The 21,290-nt window shown below is 43.0% G+C and carries 16 protein-coding genes and 1 pseudogene; 13 read left to right on the top strand and 4 right to left on the bottom strand.

What is annotated here, in order from left to right; translation table 11 throughout:
* The first annotated feature begins 11 nt into the window (after window positions 1-11).
* Both M3234_RS01630 and M3234_RS01625 read left to right on the top strand, forming a co-directional pair.
* Window positions 12-875 carry a MurR/RpiR family transcriptional regulator gene (locus M3234_RS01630; protein ID WP_262303551.1) on the top strand — a complete coding sequence of 288 codons (864 nt, stop codon included), beginning with the start codon at window positions 12-14 and terminating at the stop codon, window positions 873-875.
* 75 nt (window positions 876-950) lie between these two features.
* The gene (locus tag M3234_RS01625; RefSeq protein ID WP_285858186.1) at window positions 951-2,294 is read left to right on the top strand and encodes a 6-phospho-beta-glucosidase; all 1,344 of its coding nucleotides are present in this window, start codon (window positions 951-953) and stop codon (window positions 2,292-2,294) included.
* Between the two features lie 153 nt (window positions 2,295-2,447).
* Here the strand turns inward: M3234_RS01625 and M3234_RS01620 are convergent, their stop codons facing one another.
* Window positions 2,448-3,917 (bottom strand): sensor domain-containing diguanylate cyclase, encoded by a 1,470-nt coding sequence (locus M3234_RS01620; RefSeq protein WP_262303003.1) that lies wholly within the window; start codon window positions 3,915-3,917, stop codon window positions 2,448-2,450.
* A gap of 406 nt (window positions 3,918-4,323) precedes the next feature.
* Here M3234_RS01620 and M3234_RS01610 point away from each other — a divergent pair.
* Both M3234_RS01610 and M3234_RS01605 read left to right on the top strand, forming a co-directional pair.
* Window positions 4,324-5,457: pseudogene (locus tag M3234_RS01610) on the top strand (glycerate kinase).
* A 112-nt stretch (window positions 5,458-5,569) separates the two neighbouring features.
* Window positions 5,570-6,598, top strand: a complete 1,029-nt coding sequence (locus M3234_RS01605) for an NAD-dependent epimerase/dehydratase family protein (protein ID WP_262303001.1) — start codon at window positions 5,570-5,572, stop codon at window positions 6,596-6,598.
* 103 nt (window positions 6,599-6,701) lie between these two features.
* On the opposite strand, the gene M3234_RS01600 is transcribed toward M3234_RS01605, so the two are convergent.
* Window positions 6,702-7,406: a DUF421 domain-containing protein gene (locus tag M3234_RS01600; RefSeq protein ID WP_262303000.1), complete on the bottom strand. Its 705-nt coding sequence runs from the start codon at window positions 7,404-7,406 to the stop codon at window positions 6,702-6,704.
* A 173-nt stretch (window positions 7,407-7,579) separates the two neighbouring features.
* On the opposite strand from M3234_RS01600, the gene M3234_RS01595 reads away from it, so the two are divergent.
* The 4 genes from M3234_RS01595 (at window position 7,580) to M3234_RS01580 (ending at window position 13,739) form a co-directional block, all read left to right on the top strand.
* Window positions 7,580-8,359 carry a Cof-type HAD-IIB family hydrolase gene (locus M3234_RS01595; protein WP_262302999.1) on the top strand — a complete coding sequence of 260 codons (780 nt, stop codon included), beginning with the start codon at window positions 7,580-7,582 and terminating at the stop codon, window positions 8,357-8,359.
* 159 nt (window positions 8,360-8,518) lie between these two features.
* Entirely contained in the window at window positions 8,519-9,241 is a 723-nt protein-coding gene (locus tag M3234_RS01590; RefSeq protein WP_262302998.1) for a CBS domain-containing protein, read from the top strand.
* A gap of 126 nt (window positions 9,242-9,367) precedes the next feature.
* A complete protein-coding gene (locus M3234_RS01585; protein ID WP_262302997.1) occupies window positions 9,368-12,589 on the top strand; it encodes an EAL domain-containing protein in 3,222 nt (1,073 codons plus the stop codon).
* Between the two features lie 190 nt (window positions 12,590-12,779).
* On the top strand, window positions 12,780-13,739 hold the full coding sequence (locus tag M3234_RS01580; protein WP_262302996.1) for an aldolase catalytic domain-containing protein: 960 nt from the start codon (window positions 12,780-12,782) through the stop codon (window positions 13,737-13,739).
* Window positions 13,740-13,835: 96 nt separating this feature from the next.
* Here M3234_RS01580 and M3234_RS01575 read toward each other — a convergent pair whose 3' ends face one another.
* Window positions 13,836-14,666, bottom strand: coding sequence for a sulfite exporter TauE/SafE family protein (locus M3234_RS01575; protein WP_262302995.1), 831 nt, complete (start codon window positions 14,664-14,666; stop codon window positions 13,836-13,838).
* Between the two features lie 204 nt (window positions 14,667-14,870).
* On the opposite strand from M3234_RS01575, the gene M3234_RS01570 reads away from it, so the two are divergent.
* Complete coding sequence (locus M3234_RS01570; RefSeq protein ID WP_262302994.1) at window positions 14,871-15,758, top strand: LysR family transcriptional regulator; 888 nt, start codon at window positions 14,871-14,873, stop codon at window positions 15,756-15,758.
* Between the two features lie 35 nt (window positions 15,759-15,793).
* Entirely contained in the window at window positions 15,794-17,902 is a 2,109-nt protein-coding gene (locus M3234_RS01565; RefSeq protein ID WP_262302993.1) for a BglG family transcription antiterminator, read from the top strand.
* 72 nt (window positions 17,903-17,974) lie between these two features.
* On the opposite strand, the gene M3234_RS01560 is transcribed toward M3234_RS01565, so the two are convergent.
* Window positions 17,975-18,922, bottom strand: coding sequence for a formylglycine-generating enzyme family protein (locus M3234_RS01560; RefSeq protein ID WP_396953913.1), 948 nt, complete (start codon window positions 18,920-18,922; stop codon window positions 17,975-17,977).
* A 235-nt stretch (window positions 18,923-19,157) separates the two neighbouring features.
* On the opposite strand from M3234_RS01560, the gene M3234_RS01555 reads away from it, so the two are divergent.
* The 3 genes from M3234_RS01555 to M3234_RS01545 are packed head-to-tail and all read left to right on the top strand — an operon-like array spanning window position 19,158 to window position 21,287.
* A complete protein-coding gene (locus tag M3234_RS01555) occupies window positions 19,158-19,598 on the top strand; it encodes a PTS sugar transporter subunit IIA (RefSeq protein WP_262302992.1) in 441 nt (146 codons plus the stop codon).
* 22 nt (window positions 19,599-19,620) lie between these two features.
* The gene (locus M3234_RS01550) at window positions 19,621-20,943 is read left to right on the top strand and encodes a PTS sugar transporter subunit IIC (RefSeq protein ID WP_262302991.1); all 1,323 of its coding nucleotides are present in this window, start codon (window positions 19,621-19,623) and stop codon (window positions 20,941-20,943) included.
* A 23-nt stretch (window positions 20,944-20,966) separates the two neighbouring features.
* A complete protein-coding gene (locus M3234_RS01545) occupies window positions 20,967-21,287 on the top strand; it encodes a PTS sugar transporter subunit IIB (RefSeq protein ID WP_262302990.1) in 321 nt (106 codons plus the stop codon).
* Window positions 21,288-21,290: the final 3 nt, after the last annotated feature.

Here is a 21,290-nt window from a genome sequence, read left to right as displayed (position 1 = left end):
GAGAGGAGATGCTGATGACTGTTAATATTTTAGCCAGAATTGAAAGTGTTCTGGAGAGGCTGCCAAACTCAGAAAGAAAAATTGCTCAGTATATCCTTGAAAATTCCAGAGATATTGTCCGCATGTCGGTACATGAGGTAGCAGCAAATGCCAAAGCCTCAAGCGCCGCTGTGATTCGGCTTTGCCGCTCGATCGAGGTGTCGGGCTTCTCGGAACTAAAAGTGTTATTATCATCGCAAACTTCCCATTCCTTTATAAGCGGCTTTTATGATATCGAGCCAAATGAGACCATCCATACCATAAAGGAAAAAATTGTTTCGAACTCTGTGCAGGTTATTAAAGAAACAGCGAAGGAATTAGATGGGGGAATCATCGAAAAAACAATCGAATCTATCAAGAATGCAACAGTCATGTATGTATATGGTGTGGGGGCATCCTCACTGGCTGCTGATGATATTATGCAAAAATGGTCACGGCTCGGGAAAACGGTCATTGTGCATCAGGATGCCCATATTTATGCCGCCATGCTGTCCAATTCACCGCCGAACTCGATATTCTTTTGCATCTCAAATAGCGGAGAGACACCGGAAGTATTGCGAATGGCCGGGATTGCAAAAGAATTCGGCTGCCTAACGATTGGACTTTCCCGGTTTGGCAGCAATTCACTATCGAAAAGTGTTGACGTATCTTTACACCATGTTCATGCACCGGAAGCGCAATTTCGCAGTGCAGCAACAAGTTCATTGTTTGCTCAGTTTTTAACAATCGATATCATCTTTTACGCCTACGTCTCGAAATACTTCGATGATAGTATTCAAAAGATTGTCAACTCGAGAAACTCTGTCATGGACTATACACAAACAAAAAACAATTAATGGCTGGAAAAGTTTCGTGAAAAATTTCAGATCAGGACAGGTTTATTCTTGAACGTTTTTCGAAAGAGAGGAAGCATGATGAAAAAGGCAGTTAAAATTACCACCATTGGCGGTGGTTCAAGCTATACACCCGAATTAGTCGAAGGTTTTATTAAGAGGTATGATGAACTGCCTGTTCGGGAGCTCTGGTTAGTGGATATTGAAGAAGGAAATGAGAAATTGGAGATTGTCGGAAATCTCGCCAAAAGAATGGTAGAAGAAGCTGGTGTTCCAATGGACATTCATTTAACCCTTGATCGTCGCCAGGCATTAAAGGGAGCGGATTTTGTTACGACACAGATGCGTGTAGGTCAATTGGATGCCCGGATTAAGGATGAACGAATCCCGCTGCAACACGGGATTATTGGCCAAGAAACCAATGGTGCCGGCGGGCTTTTTAAAGGGCTGCGGACCATTCCGGTTCTTTTGGAGATTGCGGAAGAAATGCAAGAGCTTTGTCCGGATGCCTGGCTGATTAACTTTACCAATCCCGCTGGAATGGTTACCGAGGCCTTGCTGCGCTATGGCAAGCATCAAAAGGTTGTCGGGGTTTGTAATCTTCCAGTCAATGTCCGAATGACCATTGCCAGGCTGCTGGGTGTAGAAACGGAACGGGTTCAGATCGATTTTGCCGGATTGAACCATCTTGTCTATGGACTAAATATCTATATTGACGGTGACAACAAGACGAAAGAAGTAATTGAAATTCTAGCCGACCCGGAAAAGCAAATTACGATGCGGAATATTGCCCCGCTTCCATGGCTTCCGGAGTTTCAAAAATCATTAGGGGTTGTGCTTTGTCCATACCACCGCTATTACTATAAAACAAAAGAGATTTTAGAAGAAGAACTAGAATCGTTTAAAACCGGAAAAACAAGGGCTGAAGTGGTAAAAAGGCTTGAGGCGGAACTATTTGAGCTATATAAAAACCCTGACCTAAACATCAAACCGCCGCAATTGGAAAAGCGCGGCGGTGCCTATTATAGCGATGCGGCCTGTAATCTCATTTCATCGATTTATAATGATAAAGGTGATATTCAAACATTAAATGTCCGAAACGATGGTGCAATTACAGGGATTCCGGCTGAATCAGCGGTTGAAGTGAACTGTTTCGTCACAAAGGATGGTCCGGTACCGATTGCTGTTGGCGAACTTCCGGTAGAAGTAAATGGCCTTGTCCAGCAAATCAAGTCATTTGAACGGGTTGCAGCAGAGGCTGCAGTTACAGGATCATACGAAAAAGCGCTTCTGGCGCTTTGCATTAATCCACTCGTACCAAGTGATGAAATTGCCAAAAACGTATTGGATGACATGCTGGAAGCCCATAAAGAGTTTCTCCCGCAGTTTTTTCAAAATGCTGGAGAAGCCGGATACAGATAGGTGAAGCAGGGATTGTATCTTCCTATGTAGATTGAAGCAGGGGACCGTCAAACACCTGGATGAGACAAGAGAAATCATTGACATCATTAGAGATAAGACAAAAATGATCATTGTGAATAAACGTTGAATAGCCCCCCTCCTTGACGATGGGGGCTATTTGACGTAACTATATGAATTTGAATCTACTTTTTTTTCGAATTTTTCCTTATACATTTCTTGGTCTGCCAGTTGCAGGATTTCCTCAGGGCTGATGACGGTTCCTGGTTTATAATGATAGAAACCGTGACTGGCTGAAATCGGGTATGGCTTTTGGTTGGCCATAACCATTTCCTTAAAATCACTTTTAATGCTGTTCCAGACCCCGTTTACGTCTGCCAACTCTTTTTCATGAAAAACAATAACAAATTCATCCCCTCCAAGGCGGAAAAGGACGTCTCTTTCACTAACATGCCGTTTAATCGTTTCGCAGCAAGTCATGATCAGGTCATCCCCAGCAGCATGTCCGTAATTGTCATTTACCAGCTTTAAATCGTTAATATCGATATAACAGACGATGAATTCTGAGGTTCTGTCGATAAGTTGTTGTGCAAGGATTTCCATTCCCCTCCTTCTGTTAAGGACACCGGTAAGGGGATCAAACGAGGCATGATGATATAGCTCTTCTTCCGCTTCCTTTAAAATCGTAATGTCCGTGCTTCCGATAAGGACACAGCTCTCCCCCAAGTAATTCACCAGTTCAATATTAATCATATACCAACTCGTTTTATGCTCAGTAACCTGATGTTTAAGCAAATAATTTTTTACGCTCTGATGTTCCTTAAGCTTATTTAATATGGCTTGTTTTTCCTCAGGGGCTGTCAGCATGAACCATCCATCTAGCCCTGTACTATCATTATTTTCCAAATAAAAGTATTCAATTGCATGCTGATTGAGGAGCAAAATCTTGCCGGTTTTAAGGCTGAATAGGATTAATGGATTGGGATTCATGTGAAATAATTTGCGAAAACTCTCTTCATTCTCCTTTAGTTTCCAATCGCTGATAAAATTATGTTTACGAAATGTATAGAAGGCGAGCGCAATTGTCAATGAAATGACAGCGGCACCTGTTGAATTCACCAGCTTGATTATGAACGTAAAGTGATCTTTTTCAAGAAAAAACAAACCTGAAATGAAAAAAAGATGAATTCCTGTAATAAGGCCTGTTTGATGTCTTGCCTGAACCGGGAAGATCACTGCAGCGGCTAATAAAATAATAATATAAGCATAGATATTACCATTATTAAGCTGGCTGTTAATCGAAGAGACGGCGCCTATCAATAAGTACAGAAATAAATAGATGAGAATAATCGGCATTTTGGCGGTATCTTTTCTGCGGCGGTAAAGCAGCAGAAAGATAAGGGAGATTACCAGCCCGATGATATGGATTGCAGAAAGGGTAGTTTTGTAAATCGGGTTGTTCAGTTTGGCCAAAAGGAAAAAGTCCACTATGAAAAAACAGGGGTAAGTGAAGGTGAGCATATAGGAAACGAGCTTCATTCGCTCGTACAAAAGGTTTTCGTTATATTGAGTAAATTGCTGCTCCATAACATTTTCACCAACAGCGTTTTTTGTCATTAACTCCATCAGAAGGACCATCCCTTATAACCAATTCTCACCTGTATTTTAGCATTGCAAAATGCAACCTGTCACGGCCGGCGGCGAACTGTTATTTAAATTTGTCCTTTTGGGTCTTATTCATTAACTTAATAATATTTTCTTTTGGATTCCAGCAATTAAATTGGTAGTTTGGTTTTGTTTCATACCCCAAGCGGCTGCAGTAGTACTTCATTCCATCCTCTTTTTTCTCCGCCCTAAAATGCTGGCATGTCGCACAGCAGTGAAAATCTCTCATTTTCATATTCACCTCGTAAAACTTACTCCCTAAAAGCTCATATGAAGCATTTTACGCAACAACGTAAGGGTATATGTTATAAATATATTATCCTATATATTTTGATTTTGATAGATTAACTGTAAAGGACAGATAACTATAAGGTTTGTACTGGCACCGGATTCTTTTAAAGAAAGTATGTCGGCGAAGAAAGCTGCCCTTGCAATGGAAAAAGGAATAAAGAAGGTTTTTCCTGATGCGGAATGTGTGATCGTTCCCATGGCCGATGGCGGGGAAGGTACGGTAGAGTCTCTGGTCAGTATATCAAATGGAGAAATGATTCAGGTTGAGGTTGTGGGTCCATTGGGTGAAAAGGTGATGGCTGAATATGGCCTTTTGGGTGAGGGGCAAACGGCGGTCATCGAAATGGCCAGTGCCAGCGGCTTGGAATTGCTCAAACCGGAGGACCGCAATCCATTATTGACGACAACTTATGGAACAGGTGAGCTCATCAAACATGCGCTGGATCAAGGAGTAAGCCGGATTTTAATCGGAATTGGCGGCAGTGCCACAAATGATGGCGGGGCCGGAATGCTCCAAGCTCTCGGTGTTTCCTTTAAGGATGCAACTGGTGAGGAATTGCCGTTTGGCGGCGGGGCGCTGAATCGTTTGCAAACGATTGATGTGAGCGGGCTGGACGAACGAATTGCATCCGTCCAAATTGATGTCTCATGTGATGTCAGCAATCCGTTAATCGGCGTTAACGGGGCTTCAGCGATTTTTGGACCACAAAAAGGCGCAACGCCTGAGATGGTGACCTTGTTAGATCAAAACTTGACGCATTACGCGGAAATCATAAAGGAGCAATTGGGCAAGGATATTGCCGGAGCGGCTGGCGCAGGAGCAGCCGGAGGACTTGGTGCCGGGCTGATGGCGTTTTTAAATGCCGGGCTAAAAAGAGGAATCGACCTCGTCATCGAGTACACCGGGCTAGAAGGACAAGTCGAGGGAGCCGATTTCATTTTTACAGGTTAAGGCAGTATCGATGGCCAAACCTTATTTGGCAAAACGCCATACGGAGTAGCCACTGTTGCCAAAAAACATAATGTCCCAGTCATCGCGTTTGCCGGCAGGATCGGCGACGGAGTAGAATCTTTATATGACAACGGGTTTCATGCAATTATCGGCATCTTAAAGGGAGTTACCTCTTTAGAAGAAGCACTCGACAATGGGGAAGCCAATTTGGCCTTTGCGGCAGAAAATATTTGTCGGGTATTGAAAATAAGAAAATAGGGCGGAATACAGCGTTGCAATTTGTTTGTAGCGCTCTTTACTTTTTCATACCCCGTATCTTTTCACGGAAAAAAATCGTTATATTAAGTAAAAGGCGAAATGGGGGAGCAGGATGAAGGTTCTGATTTTAGGCGGGACTCGTTTTTTAGGCAGGGCGTTGGTGGAAGAAGGATTAAAAAGAGGGCATGAACTGACCTTATTTAATCGCGGGACCAATCAAGCGACATTTCCTGAAGTGGAACAACTGATTGGGGACAGAAATGGGGATCTCTCCCTTCTGAAAAATCGTCAGTGGGATGCCGTCATGGACACTTGCGGATTTGTTCCCTCGCAGCTTGAAAAAATGGCGGCAGTACTCGGGGCCAACATCCAGCACTATACGTATATTTCAAGTATCTCCGTTTATAAGGATTGGATTCCAGAACAAATTAGCGAAGACTATCACCTGCAAACGATTGAGGCGGATCAATTGAAGGCCGTTGAAGAAGGGGCTGTTTCTCCTTATGAGCATTACGGTGCGTTGAAGGTCCTTTGTGAAGCGGAAGCGGAGAAGCAGTGGCCGGGATGTGTTCTGCAGGTACGGGCAGGACAGCTTGTTGGGGCGTTCGACTACGCGGACCGGCTGCCGTACTGGGTTCAGCGGGTGGCCCAGGGCGGAAAAGTATTGGTGCCCGGGCGGCCGAACCGTCCTGTTCAGTTGATTGATGTAAAGGATATTGCGGCATGGGTATTTGATATGGCCGAGAGACGAAAAGCTGGGACGTTTAATGTGACGGGCCCTGATGAAAAAATAACAATGGAAAAGCTGTTAAATACCTGTATGAATGAAGCGAATAGCAAGTGCGAATGGGTTTGGGTGGATGAAGCATTTCTAAAGGATCATAAAGTGCAGCCGTGGACAGACATGCCTCTGTGGATTCCCGAGCACTACCCATTAGAAGGGGAAACGGAACCGTGGAGAGGCTCTTTTTCTATCAATATCGAAAAAGCAGTGGACGCGGGCCTTTCCTTTCGGCCATTGGAAGAGACAATTCGAGAAGTTTATGGTTGGATGCAGACAAGGAATGAAAGCAGTTTAAATGCAGGTATTTCAAGGGAAAGGGAACTTGAGATATTAGAGGCATTGGTTCCTAAAGGGTAAATGTGGTTTAAAGAACTGGGGCGTTTCTGCGGCAAGCAGGACGCTTTTTTCTAGCGAAAGGAATGGGCCTGAGCAACACAGTGTTTGCTTAGGCCGCTACACTTTATTGATATAAAAACACGTTTAATTGTTCCTTCGTGTCAATTGTTGCGAGCAGGACATTCTTCACCTCAGTCTGATAGAGACTTGCTAACTTGGACGCCAGCCAGCTTTCTGTCTTGCCGATTTCTTCTAACTCCTTGGCGATAATTTTTCCCTCCTTGATAATCGTCCTTGGCATCTCGAAACCATTGGTTTTGATTTGTAACGATTGTGAAGTAGGGGGTAGATAGTTGGGATCCAAAAACACGGATATTTTGCCATCGGCTTCCCATATGGCCAAGGCTACCTTTGTGATATCCTCCACCTTTTCTTTCCGTAATTCATCCATCAAAAGGTCAATGGAAATTTTGGCCTTCATTAATTGCTTATAAAAGATCTTCCCGTTTTTAATAATGGTGATTGGTTTGGGGTTAACCATGTTTCGGAACCAAGGCCATTTCAGGATGAGAAAAACTCCTGAAAGGTATAAAATCACCAAAACAATAGTCGTGATGACCGAGCCTTTAAGCCCGAGTTCTTCGTCAGATAGGGGATGGGCAATGAGATTTCCGATAACTAAGGCAATGACAAAATCAAGGACTCTTAGTTGGGAGATTGCCCGCTGGCCCAACAGTCTGGCTACAATCACCAAAAAGAAAAAGGATACGACAGCCCGAAGGGCCCATTGAAGCGCCGTCAGTGTTGGCTGTCCATAGTAAAAATCCATACAAGACACATCCCGGTTATAATAGATTACTCCTTAGTATTCCTCGTTCATTATTTTGTATCTATGAACTGCATCATCTTTTTTCACAATAAACCTGATTCTCCCCCAAAAAACTCACTCCTAATCATGTATAATTGATATACTGATACTTTAGAGCCGAAAGGAGTTTTGGCGTGGCGGAGAGAAAGTTGATTTTTTTTGATATTGATGGCACTTTGGTTGATAGTGATGGAATCATTCCCACGTCCACAAAAGAAGGGATTGCCCAATTAAAAGAGCTTGGGCATGATGTGGTCATTGCCACAGGACGTGCACCGTTCATGTTTGACGATATAAGGAACGAACTGGATATTCATTCGTATGTCTGTTTTAATGGCCAGCTTGCCGTTTTTGGGGACCAAATCATTCATAAAAATCCATTAAATCAAGAGGCATTAAAGAGGCTTACTGCTGCTGCTGAGGAGAACGGCCATCCGATTGTGCATGTTGATCCTTTTGGGATTGGGGTCAGCGACCCGCATCATCATGATCTAATTGAATGTATGCAGCCCGATAAATTAGCTGTTCCTATCATCCATGATGCTCATTACTATCAAGGAAGGGATATCATCCAATCGATGTTGTTTCTTCGTGAACATGAAACGGCTTCCTATGCAGCTAGGTTTACGGATTTTCGGTTTACTCACTGGCATCCGTTAGCGGTTGATGTGGATCCGGCAGGCGGCTCAAAGGCAAAAGGTTGTGAAGTTGTCATGAACCATTTAGGCTATTCAATAGACCTCGTATATGCCTTCGGCGACGGATTAAACGATATTGACATGCTGTCTTTCGTACAAAACAGTATTGCTATGGGCAATGCCCATCCCGAGGTGAAGAGGGTTTCAAGATTCGTGACAAAATCGGTTGGAGAAAATGGCATTTATCATGGGTTGAAAATGGTGGGGTTACTTTGAAGCAGGGACCATTCTCTGTTTCATTTTTTTAGAGAAGTGTCCTGGAATTAGACATCTTGAGGACAAACCGGGTTGTCTCCTTATTAAATAAAGTACAGATTGTCTCAATGCGCAATATTCTAGTAAAATGGTAGAAAAGCCTCACGGAGGTACAGGAGCATGAAACTACAACAGGATTTACAATTATCTGAACGTTTTGAGGTAGCGTTTAACCAGATTCATAACTGGCTGCAGCGAAATATAAAGGATGAGCCATCGGATAAATTCACGACCTTGCTGAGCAGCGGGTTTCGCCATTATTCCATACTGCGCAAATACTACCATGATTTAAAAATGTATGCGCGCCTAAGAAATTCGATTGTTCATGACAAGGTGGAGTTAGGCTTTTATATTGCCGAACCGCATCAGGCTGTCGTGGAAAAAATTGAGCACATTGCCGACCAGCTGCTGAAGCCGAAATCGGCCTATTCGATTGCTTCCAAGCCGGTACTTTATTACGATGAGAGTACAAAAATAACAGACATCTTGACGGTCATTCAAAAGCGGTCTATCTCGATTTTTCCCATATATGATGAGACAGGCTTTAAGTGGCTGTTGACGGCAGAGGAAATCATTCACTGGTTTGCCCGCCATCTCGTCGGCAATACCATCCAGATTGAGGACGTAAAGGTGGAAGAGCTTTATTCGGAAAAGAGGCATTCCCTCGTCGAGTTTGTCAGTAAAGAGATTGATATTTTTGAAGTTGAGGAGATTTTTGAAAAATATCATTTGAACAACCAAAAGCTTGAGGCAGTCATCATCACTCATACAGGGAAGCTTAATGAAAAGCCATTGGCGATTGTCACATCCTGGGATTTGGTGGAAATCGACGCATTAGACTAACCATTGTGGGGCAGGATCATTCTCCTGCCTCCTTTTTATTGCCCATTTAGAGACAGAAAAACGCCCCCTACTTTATTACAAAGAATGGTAGTATAATAATGTCAGATTATATGGAAAAGTATAATAATGGGAATCGTTTTAATTGATAAAGGGGCGGGGGCCATGCTCGATATGGAGAAGAAACAGTTGCTGGAGCAATTGGAATTGAATGATCAACGTTACAAGTCGCTTTTTGAATACAGTGCAAACAGTGTCTACTCCATCGATTTGGAGGGCCGGTTTATCAGCTGCAATTCTGTAAGTGAGCAATTTACCGGTTATCAGAAAGATGAATTATTAACGCCGATTAGTTTTAAACAGTTAATTGTCCCTGAAAAACTTCCGGAAACGATGGAGCGGTTTGAGCTGTGCAAGCAAGGTGCACCACAAAACTTTCGGACATCGATGAGGCATCGAAATGGTTCGATTCTTCACTTGAGTGTGACAATTGTTCCCATCATGGTTAACGGGGAAATCAATGGTGTATTCGGCATCGCACAGGACATCACCAAGCAGGTGGAAATCGAAGAAGCAAATGAGCATATGGCCTACCATGATTATTTAACCGGTCTGCCAAACCGAAACAAATTAAATACGACCCTTCCTGCAGAATTGGAGCTGGCGGCCAAGAACAAGCAGCATGTCGCGATACTGTTTTTGGATTTGGACCGTTTTAAGGTCATCAATGATACGCTCGGCCATTCGACGGGAGACAAGCTATTAATTGAAGTCGCTGAACGGATGACGGCCTGTTTGTATGACAAGGACATTGTTTTTCGGCAGGGTGGGGATGAGTTTATCATCATCGTAAAAGACGCCAATCGGGAGGTGGCTTCTCTCGTTTCCAGAAAAATATTGGAGGTTCTTAGTGAGCCGTTCCAAATCGAAGACTATGATATTTTTACCTCCCCCAGTATCGGCATCAGTCTGTTCCCGGAAGATGGGAATACAGAGGAAACCTTGATTAAAAAAGCGGATTTTGCTATGTACCATGCCAAAAACGATGGGAAAAATAATTTTAAATTTTATTCGCAAGATGAACAGGATTCGATCATTAATCCTTTGAAAATCGAAATGGACCTTCATCGGGCACTCCAGCACGAGGAACTTGCCCTGTACTATCAGCCGAAAGTGAATTTAAAAACAGGAAACATAACTGGAGTGGAGGCGTTAATCCGCTGGAATCATCCAGAGTTGGGGCTGGTGTTACCGGAGACGTTTATTCCGATTGCCGAAGAGACGGGGTTAATTATTCCAATTGGGGAATGGGTGCTGCGAGCGGCCTGCAGCCAAGGAAAGACGTGGCGGCAACAGGGCTTCAACACAACCGTCTCTGTCAATCTGTCCCCGAGGCAATTTACCCAATCCCATCTGGATGAAACCGTGGCCCGTATTCTGAAGGAAACCGGGTTGGACCCGCAATTTTTGGAACTGGAAATTACCGAAAGCATGACCGCTAGTATCGAACGGACGATTCAAACGTTACATAAGTTGAAAAAGCTCGGTGTGCGGATTAGTATAGATGATTTTGGGACAGGCTTCAGTTCGTTGTACTATCTGCAAAAATTCCCGGTCGATACCTTGAAAATTGATCAGTCCTTCGTTCAAAGTCTGCAGCAAAATGCCAGCGATGAGACGATTGTCAAAACGATTATTTCCATGGCGCATAATTTGAATTTGAGCGTAGTGGGCGAAGGGATCGAGACAAAGGGGCAGCTCGTCTTTCTGCAGCAATATCTTTGTGATGAGGGCCAAGGTTATTTCTTTACCCAGCCTGTTCCGGCCGCCGAATTGGAGCGGCGTGCCGTCCATATCCAGCAGGTGGTCGGTATGTTCGGCTTACCCCAGGATGTCAATGAACGAATGTGGGCGGAGGAACTGGTGCGCGCCGCAAGAGAGGAATTAAATGAGACCATCCGTTTTCAACAAGGGATGACGTTTAAGTTTAAAAAAATCAATGGTCAATTCATTCATACCTTATGTGACGGAGAATTGCTCTATCGGATTGGCCTTAATCCAAGTCTGGTGGTAGGAAAATGCTTAACGGATATTTTTCCTGAAGATTACGCGAAGGAGAAGGAAGTCTTCTACCAAAGGGCCTGGAATGGGGAGGAACATGTTTCTTATGAAGGAGAGGTAAATGGATTCACCTACCTTGCTGCGTTAAGTCCCATCAAACGGGGCGGGGAAGTGGTGGAGGTCATTGCTTCGTGTGTTGATATCACGGAGCGGAAAAAAATGGAGCGGGCCCTGGTCGACAGTGAAAATAAATACAAATTGATCACCGAGAATATGACTGACCTGATTAATTTGTATGATATTCAAGGAAAATGTTTATATGCCTCTCCGTCCCATCAATCAGTACTTGGTTATTCACCCCAGATTTTTGAAGGGAATCGTACAGTGGAGTTTGTCCATCCGGAGGATGTTCCGATGATGTCGAAGCGGTTTGAAGAGGCGATTCATACAAAATCCAATTCTAAAGCAGAGTTACGTCTGCTTCATGCCAATGGGGATTGGCGGCTGTTTGACTGCGCCGCGACGCCGGTCATTGGTGATGATGGAAAAGTGGCGCATGTCATGGTAGTCGGAAAAGACATTACCAAGGCAAGGCAGGCGGAAGAGCGGTTATGGCAATCGGAGAAATTGTCATTGGTCGGCGAGCTCGCTGCAGGTGTTGCCCATGAAATAAGAAATCCGATGACTTCTATTAAAGGGTTTATCCAGCTTTTTCAGCAAGGAATCATCCGTAAAGAGTACTTTGATGTTGTGCTTTCGGAGTTTAACCGGGTAGAAGAGATCATCAAGGAATTCCTTTCACTGGCGAAACCACAGGAAATCCAACCTAGACAGGTAAGCGTTCTTACCTTGTTGACAGAGGTGAAGACGTTGATCCAATCGGAAGCCAATCTAAAGAATGTAGAAATAGTACTGGAAGTGGCACCTAATCTCCCGTCGATTATGTGCGACGTCAATCAAATCAAGCAGGTGTTGCTGAATTTATGTAAAAACAGTATGGAAGCATTGGATTCACGGGAAAAGGGACTCATCAAAATTACCGCTCAAGCCGATGGGGCTGGTGACCAGCTGCTGATTCAGGTTAGCGACAACGGCATCGGCATCAGCGAGGAACGCATCAAGCGACTAGGCGAACCTTTTTATAGCAACAAGGAAAAAGGAACCGGCTTAGGGCTGATGATCTGCTTCCGCATCATCCGCCAGCACAACGGAACCATCACGTTCGAAAGCATAGAAAATCAAGGCACCACCGTCAATCTAAGGCTGCCGATGGGGGAAGGGCACAATTAAAAAGTAAATCTCGCAAATAAAATAGCGAAGTGCGCAAATAAAAGTGCGAAAACCGCAAATAAATCTACAAATCTCGCAAAAAATATAACCTGTTCTTAAATTGACACCATCCGACATAAGTGGTATAACCTCAATAAGTGAATTTTCTTAATAGAGGATAAATTCAGGATAAAAAGGGAGAATGATAATATTGGGACAACGTAGCAAAATTCTAGACTGTACGATTCGTGATGGAGGTTTGGTGAACAATTGGGATTTCAGTGTGGAGTTTGTTCAGGACCTGTATAATGGCTTAAGTGAAGCCGGTGTTGAATATATGGAGATTGGTTACAAAAATTCTTCGAAGCTTCTAAATGCCACAGAGCCTAATCCATGGAGATTTCTTGACGATAATTTTCTGAAGGAAATCATCCCCGTGAAAAAATTTACGAAGTTGTCGGCACTTGTCGATATTGGACGTGTTGATCCAAACGATATCCTGCCCCGCGAACAAAGTGTTTTGGATATGATCAGAGTGGCATGCTATATCCGCGAGGTTGATAAGGGGCTGGAACTTGTCCAAATGTTCCATGACTTAGGCTATGAAACCACCCTTAACATCATGGCTCTGTCCAGTGTGCCGGAACATCAGCTCATCGAAGCATTTGAAATGGTGAAGAACAGCCCGGTGGATGTCGTGTACATTGTGGACTCTTTTGGGAGTCTGGACCCGATGGATATTGAGTACCAAGTAAAGAAATTTGCCTCCATGATTCCCAATAAACAGTTGGGCATCCATACGCATAACAACATGCAGCTAGCGTTTGCCAATACAATCAGTGCGATGAGAAATGGGGTTACATTCCTTGACTCATCTGTATATGGTATGGGCCGGGCGGCTGGCAACTGCCATACGGAGCTTTTGCTTAGCTACGTTAAAAATTCGAGATATGAGCTAAAGCCCGTGCTTGGCGTCATTGAAAAGCACATGCTCGAAATGCGCCAAAGATGGGAGTGGGGCTACATCATTCCTTACATGATTTCCGGCGTTCTAAATGAGCACCCCCGTGTAGCCATGGCCTACCGTGACAGCGCGGACCGAGACAGATTCGTTGATTTTTATGACAAAGTCACCACACCGGAGGCCACAATCGCTCAAGCACAGAAATAGGAAGCAAGATACACAGGGTTCGTCTTGTGCGAACAGTGGTTAACGCGGCAAAACCGGGGCAGAAGCGACCCCGGTTCTTTTTTTAAATGGCGTTTATTATGTGAAAAACATTCGGATTCCAATGATTACTAATAGGAATGAAAGCATTTGAATGATTAGTTTACCCGGTATTTTTTTAGAGAGCGCCACTCCCAGTTGGGAGCCGATTATGACACCAAATCCTCCCCAGAATACGGTAATCCAATCGATATTGCCATAAAAAATTTGCGTAAACACGCCGACAGCTGTGTACAAACACAAGGTAAAGATCGATGTGGCTGTCGCATGATGTGGCGGTACCTTAAAGGCGTAAATTAAAATAGGGACTAGCAGCCATCCGCCGCCTATACCAAGGTAACTGGATAATATCCCTAATAGGAAACCGAGTGGAACCAGCCATTTTACCTGCAGACGGGGAGCTTCGATTGTAGCTGCTGCCTGGGAAGACCAATCCGCTTCAATCAAATCGATGCCCTCATCGCTTTGTACGCGCAAAGCTTGCTTTTTCGATAAAGGAGCAGGAAGGTTTTTCGTCAACAAAAATATTCCTAAGGCGACTAGCAAACTTGCAAAAACAAAGTAGAAAAAAACCGAGGAATACATGTTCAACAGCCACACACCAATAATCGAACCCGGGAGTGCACCCATTCCCAGCGTTATACCACTGCGGTAATCAATTTTCCGTTGCTTGGAATAACCAAGAACTCCGGAAAGGGAGTTGATCAATACGATAGCCAAACCCGACCCGGCTGCGACCTGTGGGTCCATTTTAAAAATAAGCAGGAGGGCAGGGACAAATAAAAAACCTCCTCCTGCCCCCACAATCGTTCCATATCCTGAAGCCAATATGCCGATAAACAAGAGCAGGAGACCCGTGGGAATTTCCATGGAAGTCATTCCTTTCCTTATGAAATTACTATACTACTAAGCTAACAAATGAACCTGGGCTCGTAAATTCAAAACATTTTATGGGCCATAACGAAAAGGAATAGCCCAGGGAAGATTTACAGGTTTTATAATAAGAAGCATAGTGTATCGGATTCCTGTTAGACTATTAAAAATGTATTTTACATTGAAGGTGAATTCTACGAAATGAATTTAGACAGTCTGAAAATGTTTTGTCTAGTGGTGGATGAAGGCAGTATTAGTAAGGCAGCTCGTTTAAGCTATGTTTCGCAACCGGCAGTGACCAGACAAATCCGTCAGTTGGAGGAAATGTATGGCGCATTGTTATTTGAACGCACGGATGGCAAATTAAAACTGACAAAAGCCGGGGAAATTTTGTATCCATATGCACAGGAAATCGTCGAATACCTGAAAAGGTCAGTCGAGGCGGTTCAGGAAGTAACAGGCTGCGAGGAAAGTATTCTGAATGTTGGTGCTAGTTTAACGATTGGCGAGTATATGTTACCCGCTATCCTTAGCGGTTTTACACGAAGCTTTCCTAAAATTAAATTTAATATTCTAATTGGCAATACCCCGGCGATGATAGCAAAGCTGGAAAACAACGAGATTGATATCGCACTTGTTGAAAGTGGCGTTGAAAATACGGAATTCATTATCGAAAAATTTGCCGAGGATGAACTTATTTTGGTGACACCGAACAATCATCGGTTAGGTAAGAGGGGAACAATCAATATTGAGGAGTTATCTGAAGAAAAGATGATTTGGCGGGAGTCCGATTCCGGTACAAGACTTATTGTCGAAAATGCGTTAAAGGAATACGGAATCCTTGAGCATATTGAGAGCACAATGGAATTGGGCAGTATGCAATCGATAAAAAGTGCTGTAGAGGCTGGACTGGGTTTAAGTATTTTACCTAGACTGGCAGTCTCCCGAGAATTAACATATGGCACCCTACAGGAAATAAAAATTGCCAACTTTTACTTATCAAGAGATTTATGGATGGTACAGAAAAATCATCGGTTCAAAAAGACGGGATTGCATTATTTTGTTGAATTTATTCGGAAAAGCAATTGAGCCAATTTCATCGAAGAGAAAAGTGAGGTAGTCCTATGATTCAATTAGACAGACAGTTTTGCTTGTTTTTAAAGGTGCTGAATACCTCCAAGACCATAACAAATATATCTAAGATGGCGGAATCTGTTAATTTGTCTAGGCGAATGATCTACTATTACTTGGAAAAAGTAGATGACATGTTTGCTAGCGAAGGGTTGGAACCGGTTAACCGTTCGAAAAGTGAAGGTCTCTCTTTAACGCTGGAACAAATGGAAAAAGTCGACGAGTGGCTGGAAAATTCAGTTAGTGGGGATTATTTTCTCACAACGGATGAGAGAAGACAAGTTATCTTAATGTTAATCATGGCAAGTGGTAAGTCCTGGTATATACAGGATTTTATCGATCTAATGCAGGTTTCGCGAACGACGATATTAACAGATATTCAATATATAAAGAAAAAGGTCTCCCAGTATGAAAAGGGGCTGGAATTAAAGAGTAACAAGAAGCAAGGATATTATGTCGATCTTGACGAGTTTGTGCGCAGGAGGATTATTTTCAAGATCATTCAAGAAATGGGGTACAAGCAGAACACGCAGGCGTTTATGTTTTGCCTCGACCAAATGTCGTATGATTTTTCAAGCTGGGCAATTGATAGCTTTTCTGATGCCACGAGGGTGCTTTCGGAATGCATCAGAAAGACGGAAAAGATTCTCAACAAAACAATTGCTGAACAGGATGTCAAGCTGCTTGCGAAAACCTCAATCATCTATTTGATCCGGTCACTTCGTGGCCATAGGATCCATTGGACCAATCGCCAGAAGAAAGTGGTGAAAATGAGAAAAGAGTATAAGGCTGCATGCACGTTACTAGAAATATACAAAACAATTGTCAAGCAGCCAATTGACGATGAAGAGGCGGTCTTTTATGGGATGCTTCTCTTGTGTGCGCAGAAGAATTCGGATACCCACTATAAAAGCAAATCCTTTGAGGAAATTGCCAACATCACAACTGATTTGATCGCATCGTTCCAGACGATATCAGGCATTTACTTTAAAGATAAAGACCGGCTCTTCGAAAATGTCCAAACACATCTGAAAGTGTTGTTCTATCGGCATGAATTTGAATTTTTCCATACGAACCTATCTTTAAAAGATGTGATGACAAAATATAAAAAGGTCTATTTATTAACTAAAAAAGTAATCGGCCTTTTTAAATCCCAAAATCCAAAACTGAATCGGTTTATCCACAGATTAACGGATGATGAAATCGCCAGTCTAGCGCTCTACTTTGAGGAAGGTATACTGAGAGAGCAATCTAAAAAAACACCTTTTAAGATTCTGATTGTATCTGATTATGCAAGCGTATACACGTCGCTGTTGGAGACACAGATCAAACAGTTATTGCCTGATGCTGCCATTGAGGCAGTCTTGACATGCAAGGACGCATTAGCCTTTTCTAAACCGGTTAACTATTGTTTGACTACCGATCAAAGTTATGTTCATGCCACCGGCGAAACAATTTATGTCAAGCCAATTTTGTCGAATGAAGATAAGGAGCGCATTCTTAATATTAGCAAGGGATCGGCATTGCAATTGAACCGCAGGCAGCAATTAATCGATATATTATCGCAGAATAACATGCCACTCGATAAAAAAATTGCCCAAATCGAAGGGATGTTTTTAGGAGAGTGGGTGGAGGTTTCTAGGAGCAGGGCTGTCAGTCTGACAGATGTTTTTGATGAAGAGCATATCTTCTATGTCAATCATATCCATTCCATTGAGGCGGCAGTTGATATTTTAAGTGTTCCATTATTAAAGAAACGGCATATCAATGAACGATATATTCAACAAATTAAGCGGGAAATAGCGGATAAAAATAGACTGTTGTTTATTTATCCGTCCGTTTTATTGTTGCATACGGATTATCGAAATGGATCCTATGAACCTGGAATCAGCATGCTTTATACGGAAAATACTTTTCTGATGGAGAAGGAACCATTCTTGGACGTCCGATTCATCATTTTATTGGCTACTGAGGAAAAAATGACCCATGTCCCGCTATTATTTGAATTGGATCAGCTGTTAAATGGCGGATTTCTTGAGGAGTTACTGGAAGGGAAAGACATCACAGAGGCGTTTCATGAAATTATGACTCGTGTAAAATAAGCTATTGCTAGATTGGTATAAAATAGTGTGCTTCACTCCTTGGAATGAGCACACTATTTTTTTGATTTTGGGTCAGTTAATGCTTGCCGCGCAGCGAAATCCCATATTTCCTGAAGAGCTTTCAATGGTGTTGGCACTTCTAGCAGCGACCCGGTACCGATTGCAATAAGAGTCATGACAGAGATAAGAGCCGCCTCTAATCGCTTTATAGGTTTGTGCATGTAACATGAAATGAGAGGATGCCACCGGGTTGGCAAACTTATCATGGAAATTGTTTTGGCACCATTCCCACACATTTCCGCTAGTATTGTAAAGTCCGAAGTTGTTAGGGGCGAAACTATCTACGGGCGCAGTCCCGATAAATCCGTCATCTTCCGTGTTCTCAAACGGAAATCTCCCCTGCCAAATGTTACATTGATGGATGCCATCTTTGAGCAGTTCATTTCCCCAAGGGTATCGTTTCCGAACAAGTCCTCCACGCGCGGCATATTCCCACTCCGTTTCTGTCGGTAGTCGTTTGCCGGCCCATTGGCAGTACGCATTGGCATCATTCCAGGAAATATGAACAACCGGGTGATTTTCTCTGCCGTCAATACTCGACTGCGGCCCCTCCGGATGGGCCCAATATGCCCCAGGTACAGCAAACCACCATGGAGTTTGCCTAGGCGATTGACAAGCGGCTTTCACGCTGTTTGGCAGGAAGAGGTGAAAAACATAAGACCAGCCAAATGTTTCAGCATCGGTCACATAACCTGTATCCGTTGCAAATTCCCTAAATTCCGCGTTTGAGACCGCATACGCATCGATATAAAACGGACTGACGGTGACTGTTTTTATAGGAGTTTCAAAATCCTCTGGGAAGCCATCATCGAATGCAGATCCCATATCATAGGTCCCACCTGGCAACAATATCATCCGGTTTAATTTCCGCGGTTCCGATGCTTTGGCCTGTAGTACCGAAGCCTTTGTACGGTGTTGATTGAGGTTCTGATTTGCTGGAAGACAGCAGCTTTTCTTCATTGGGTATCACTCCTTTGATTGATAGAATATCTTTTTTTCAATGGTATCTACTATTTTAGCAAAAATTTTGAAAATAAAAAGTCAACCATTGTACACCTCAAGTGGGAATATTCCGTACTTTTTAAAAATTTATACAGTGTTACAATAAAGGCAAATAAGAAAACGTTTTCTTTGTTAGGTAGTTTTTTCGAAAGTTTCGCAGTCTAAATCGTTTTTTAGGGAAAGGGGTAAAAGAGTGGACTTAAAAGAATCGTTAATTGAAAATCAATCGATAGTGCTAAATGCCAAAGCCGCTACATGGAAGGAAGCGATTCGGCTGGCTGTGGAACCGTTGATCAAATCAAAGGCAGTCACAGAGATATATTATGACGAGATTATTATGTCGACAGAAGAAATGGGGGCTTATTATATCCTTTGCCCCAAAATGGCCATGCCCCATGCCAGACCGGGTGAGTATGTCCTGAAAGATTCATTTAGCTTTGTTACATTATCATCTCCTGTCATGTTTCCCGGAGACCAAGAGGTAGATATTCTAGTGTGCTTGGCAGCGACAAGTAATGAAAACCATCTTGGGAATGCGTTACCGCAAATCGCCACTTTGTTCTCTCAAGAAGAAGTATTTGAAAAGATTTATCGTGTTAAAGATCAAAACGAGTTATTGCAGTTAATTGGATAATTATTGATTGGGGAGTGGATTCATGCTAGAAACTATTTTTAACATCATTAAAGAGTTTTTAACTCAACCCGCCATTATCATTGGTTTATTAGTCGGGGTTGGTTACGCTTTAAGTAAAAAACCACCTGTTAAAGTGATTACGGGGGCTGTGAGTGCGGCAGTAGGTTTGCTGCTGGTATTATTCGGCGGCAATCAATTCTCACAAACATTTAAGCCAATAGTTGATGCTGTGAGTAAGGAATACGGCATAAAAGGGTACTTAATGGACTCTTATGCGATGAAAGCAACGACTCAAGAAGCGTTGGGGAATAATTTTGGATTTGTTGGTTATGTTTTTGTTATCGCTTTCTTCGTTAACTTGATACTTGTGTTTTTTGGAAAATATACGAAGGCAAAAGGTATCTTTTTGACTGGTAACGCTGGAGTTGCTCATTCGCAAGCATTATTATGGCTCGTTTCTTACTGGCTTGGTATTGGATGGGTTCCGGCCATTATATTATCAGGGATTTTGTTAGGTATTTATTGGGCGTTCTCTACGACATTACCAATTAATGCGGTCGCCAAGGCAACGAATAATGCCGGCTTCACGATTGGCCACAATGAAAACGTTGGGGTTTGGTTTTTCTCTAAATTTGCTCATTGGTTTGGCGACCCGGAAAAGGAAGATGCAGAAAATCTTAAACTTCCAGGCTGGTTATCTATCTTTAACCATAACGTTACTGCCATTTCGATTATCATGACAATTTTCACGGGTGGATTCCTGTTGACCATTGGTATCCCAAAGATCGAAGAGATGTCAGGCGGCCAAAACTGGCTGATTTATATTATCACATTAGGTTTGCAGTTCTCCATGTACATGGTGATTTTGCTGCAAGGTGTCCGGATGATGGTTGGGGAAATTAGTGCATCGTTTAAAGGAATACAAGAAAAGCTGATTCCAAATGCGGTGCCTGCGATTGATGTTGCGGCCTTGCTCCCATTCTCCGCTAATGCGGCAACACTTGGGTTTATCTTTACGACTTTTGGAACTTTAATGGCAATGGGATTACTCTTGGTATTCAAGAGCCCGATTATGGTCATTCCTGGATTTGTTCCTTTGTTCTTCGCCGGCGGCCCAATTGGGGTGATTGCAAACCGCTTTGGCGGTTATAAATCGACGATGGTCTGTGGTATCTTACTTGGATTGATTCAGAGTTTTGGAAGTGTGTGGGCCATAACGCTTATGGGTATCCCAGATGGTGTCGGCTGGTCAGGTATGTTTGACTTTTCAACTGTATGGCCAGCAGCAACAGAAGTATTAAAGTTAATTGCTAAATTGTTAGGTATGGGTCCTTACGCGGCCTAATGAAATAAATAGGAGGCATTAAAATGAAAGATTCAATTAACATTCTATTTGTTTGTGGTTATGGAGTAGGAAGCAGTGCCATGTTGGAAGCAGTCACATCTAAAGCATTAAAAGCGCGGAATATTTCAGCGAATTTAGAACATGCTGCTGCCGGTGAGGTAGGCGGATATGTAAACTGGGCTGATATTGTCGCAGTTAATAAAAAGCTAATGGATATTGTGGATTTAGATAGTTTCAGAGGCAAGCATGTCATTGAGATTGAAAATATGATGGATGGAGAGGGCATTGGAAACAAAATCCAGTCGATTGTAACAGAACACTACCAATATGCTGTAAAGGGGTAATTC

The sequence above is a fragment of the Neobacillus niacini genome, from assembly GCF_023715785.1.
GTDB classification, from domain to species: domain Bacteria; phylum Bacillota; class Bacilli; order Bacillales; family Cytobacillaceae; genus Neobacillus; species Neobacillus niacini_E.
The sequence above is the reverse complement of the archived record's forward strand: the minus strand, read 5'-3'. Positions and strand labels throughout refer to the sequence as shown.

Excerpts from the sequence above, each read along its gene's own strand:
- M3234_RS01560 (WP_396953913.1), bottom strand. The coding sequence starts at position 18,922 with ATGAAGAAAAGCTGCTGTCTTCCAGCAAATCAGAACCTCAATCAACAC.
- M3234_RS01545 (WP_262302990.1), top strand. The coding sequence starts at position 20,967 with ATGAAAGATTCAATTAACATTCTATTTGTTTGTGGTTATGGAGTAGGA.
- M3234_RS01570 (WP_262302994.1), top strand. The coding sequence starts at position 14,871 with ATGAATTTAGACAGTCTGAAAATGTTTTGTCTAGTGGTGGATGAAGGC.
- M3234_RS01550 (WP_262302991.1), top strand. The coding sequence starts at position 19,621 with ATGCTAGAAACTATTTTTAACATCATTAAAGAGTTTTTAACTCAACCC.
- M3234_RS01600 (WP_262303000.1), bottom strand. The coding sequence starts at position 7,406 with ATGGATTTTTACTATGGACAGCCAACACTGACGGCGCTTCAATGGGCC.
- M3234_RS01620 (WP_262303003.1), bottom strand. The coding sequence starts at position 3,917 with ATGGAGTTAATGACAAAAAACGCTGTTGGTGAAAATGTTATGGAGCAG.
- M3234_RS01565 (WP_262302993.1), top strand. The coding sequence starts at position 15,794 with ATGATTCAATTAGACAGACAGTTTTGCTTGTTTTTAAAGGTGCTGAAT.
- M3234_RS01575 (WP_262302995.1), bottom strand. The coding sequence starts at position 14,666 with ATGGAAATTCCCACGGGTCTCCTGCTCTTGTTTATCGGCATATTGGCT.
- M3234_RS01585 (WP_262302997.1), top strand. The coding sequence starts at position 9,368 with ATGGGAATCGTTTTAATTGATAAAGGGGCGGGGGCCATGCTCGATATG.
- M3234_RS01625 (WP_285858186.1), top strand. The coding sequence starts at position 951 with ATGATGAAAAAGGCAGTTAAAATTACCACCATTGGCGGTGGTTCAAGC.
- M3234_RS01605 (WP_262303001.1), top strand. The coding sequence starts at position 5,570 with ATGAAGGTTCTGATTTTAGGCGGGACTCGTTTTTTAGGCAGGGCGTTG.
- M3234_RS01590 (WP_262302998.1), top strand. The coding sequence starts at position 8,519 with ATGAAACTACAACAGGATTTACAATTATCTGAACGTTTTGAGGTAGCG.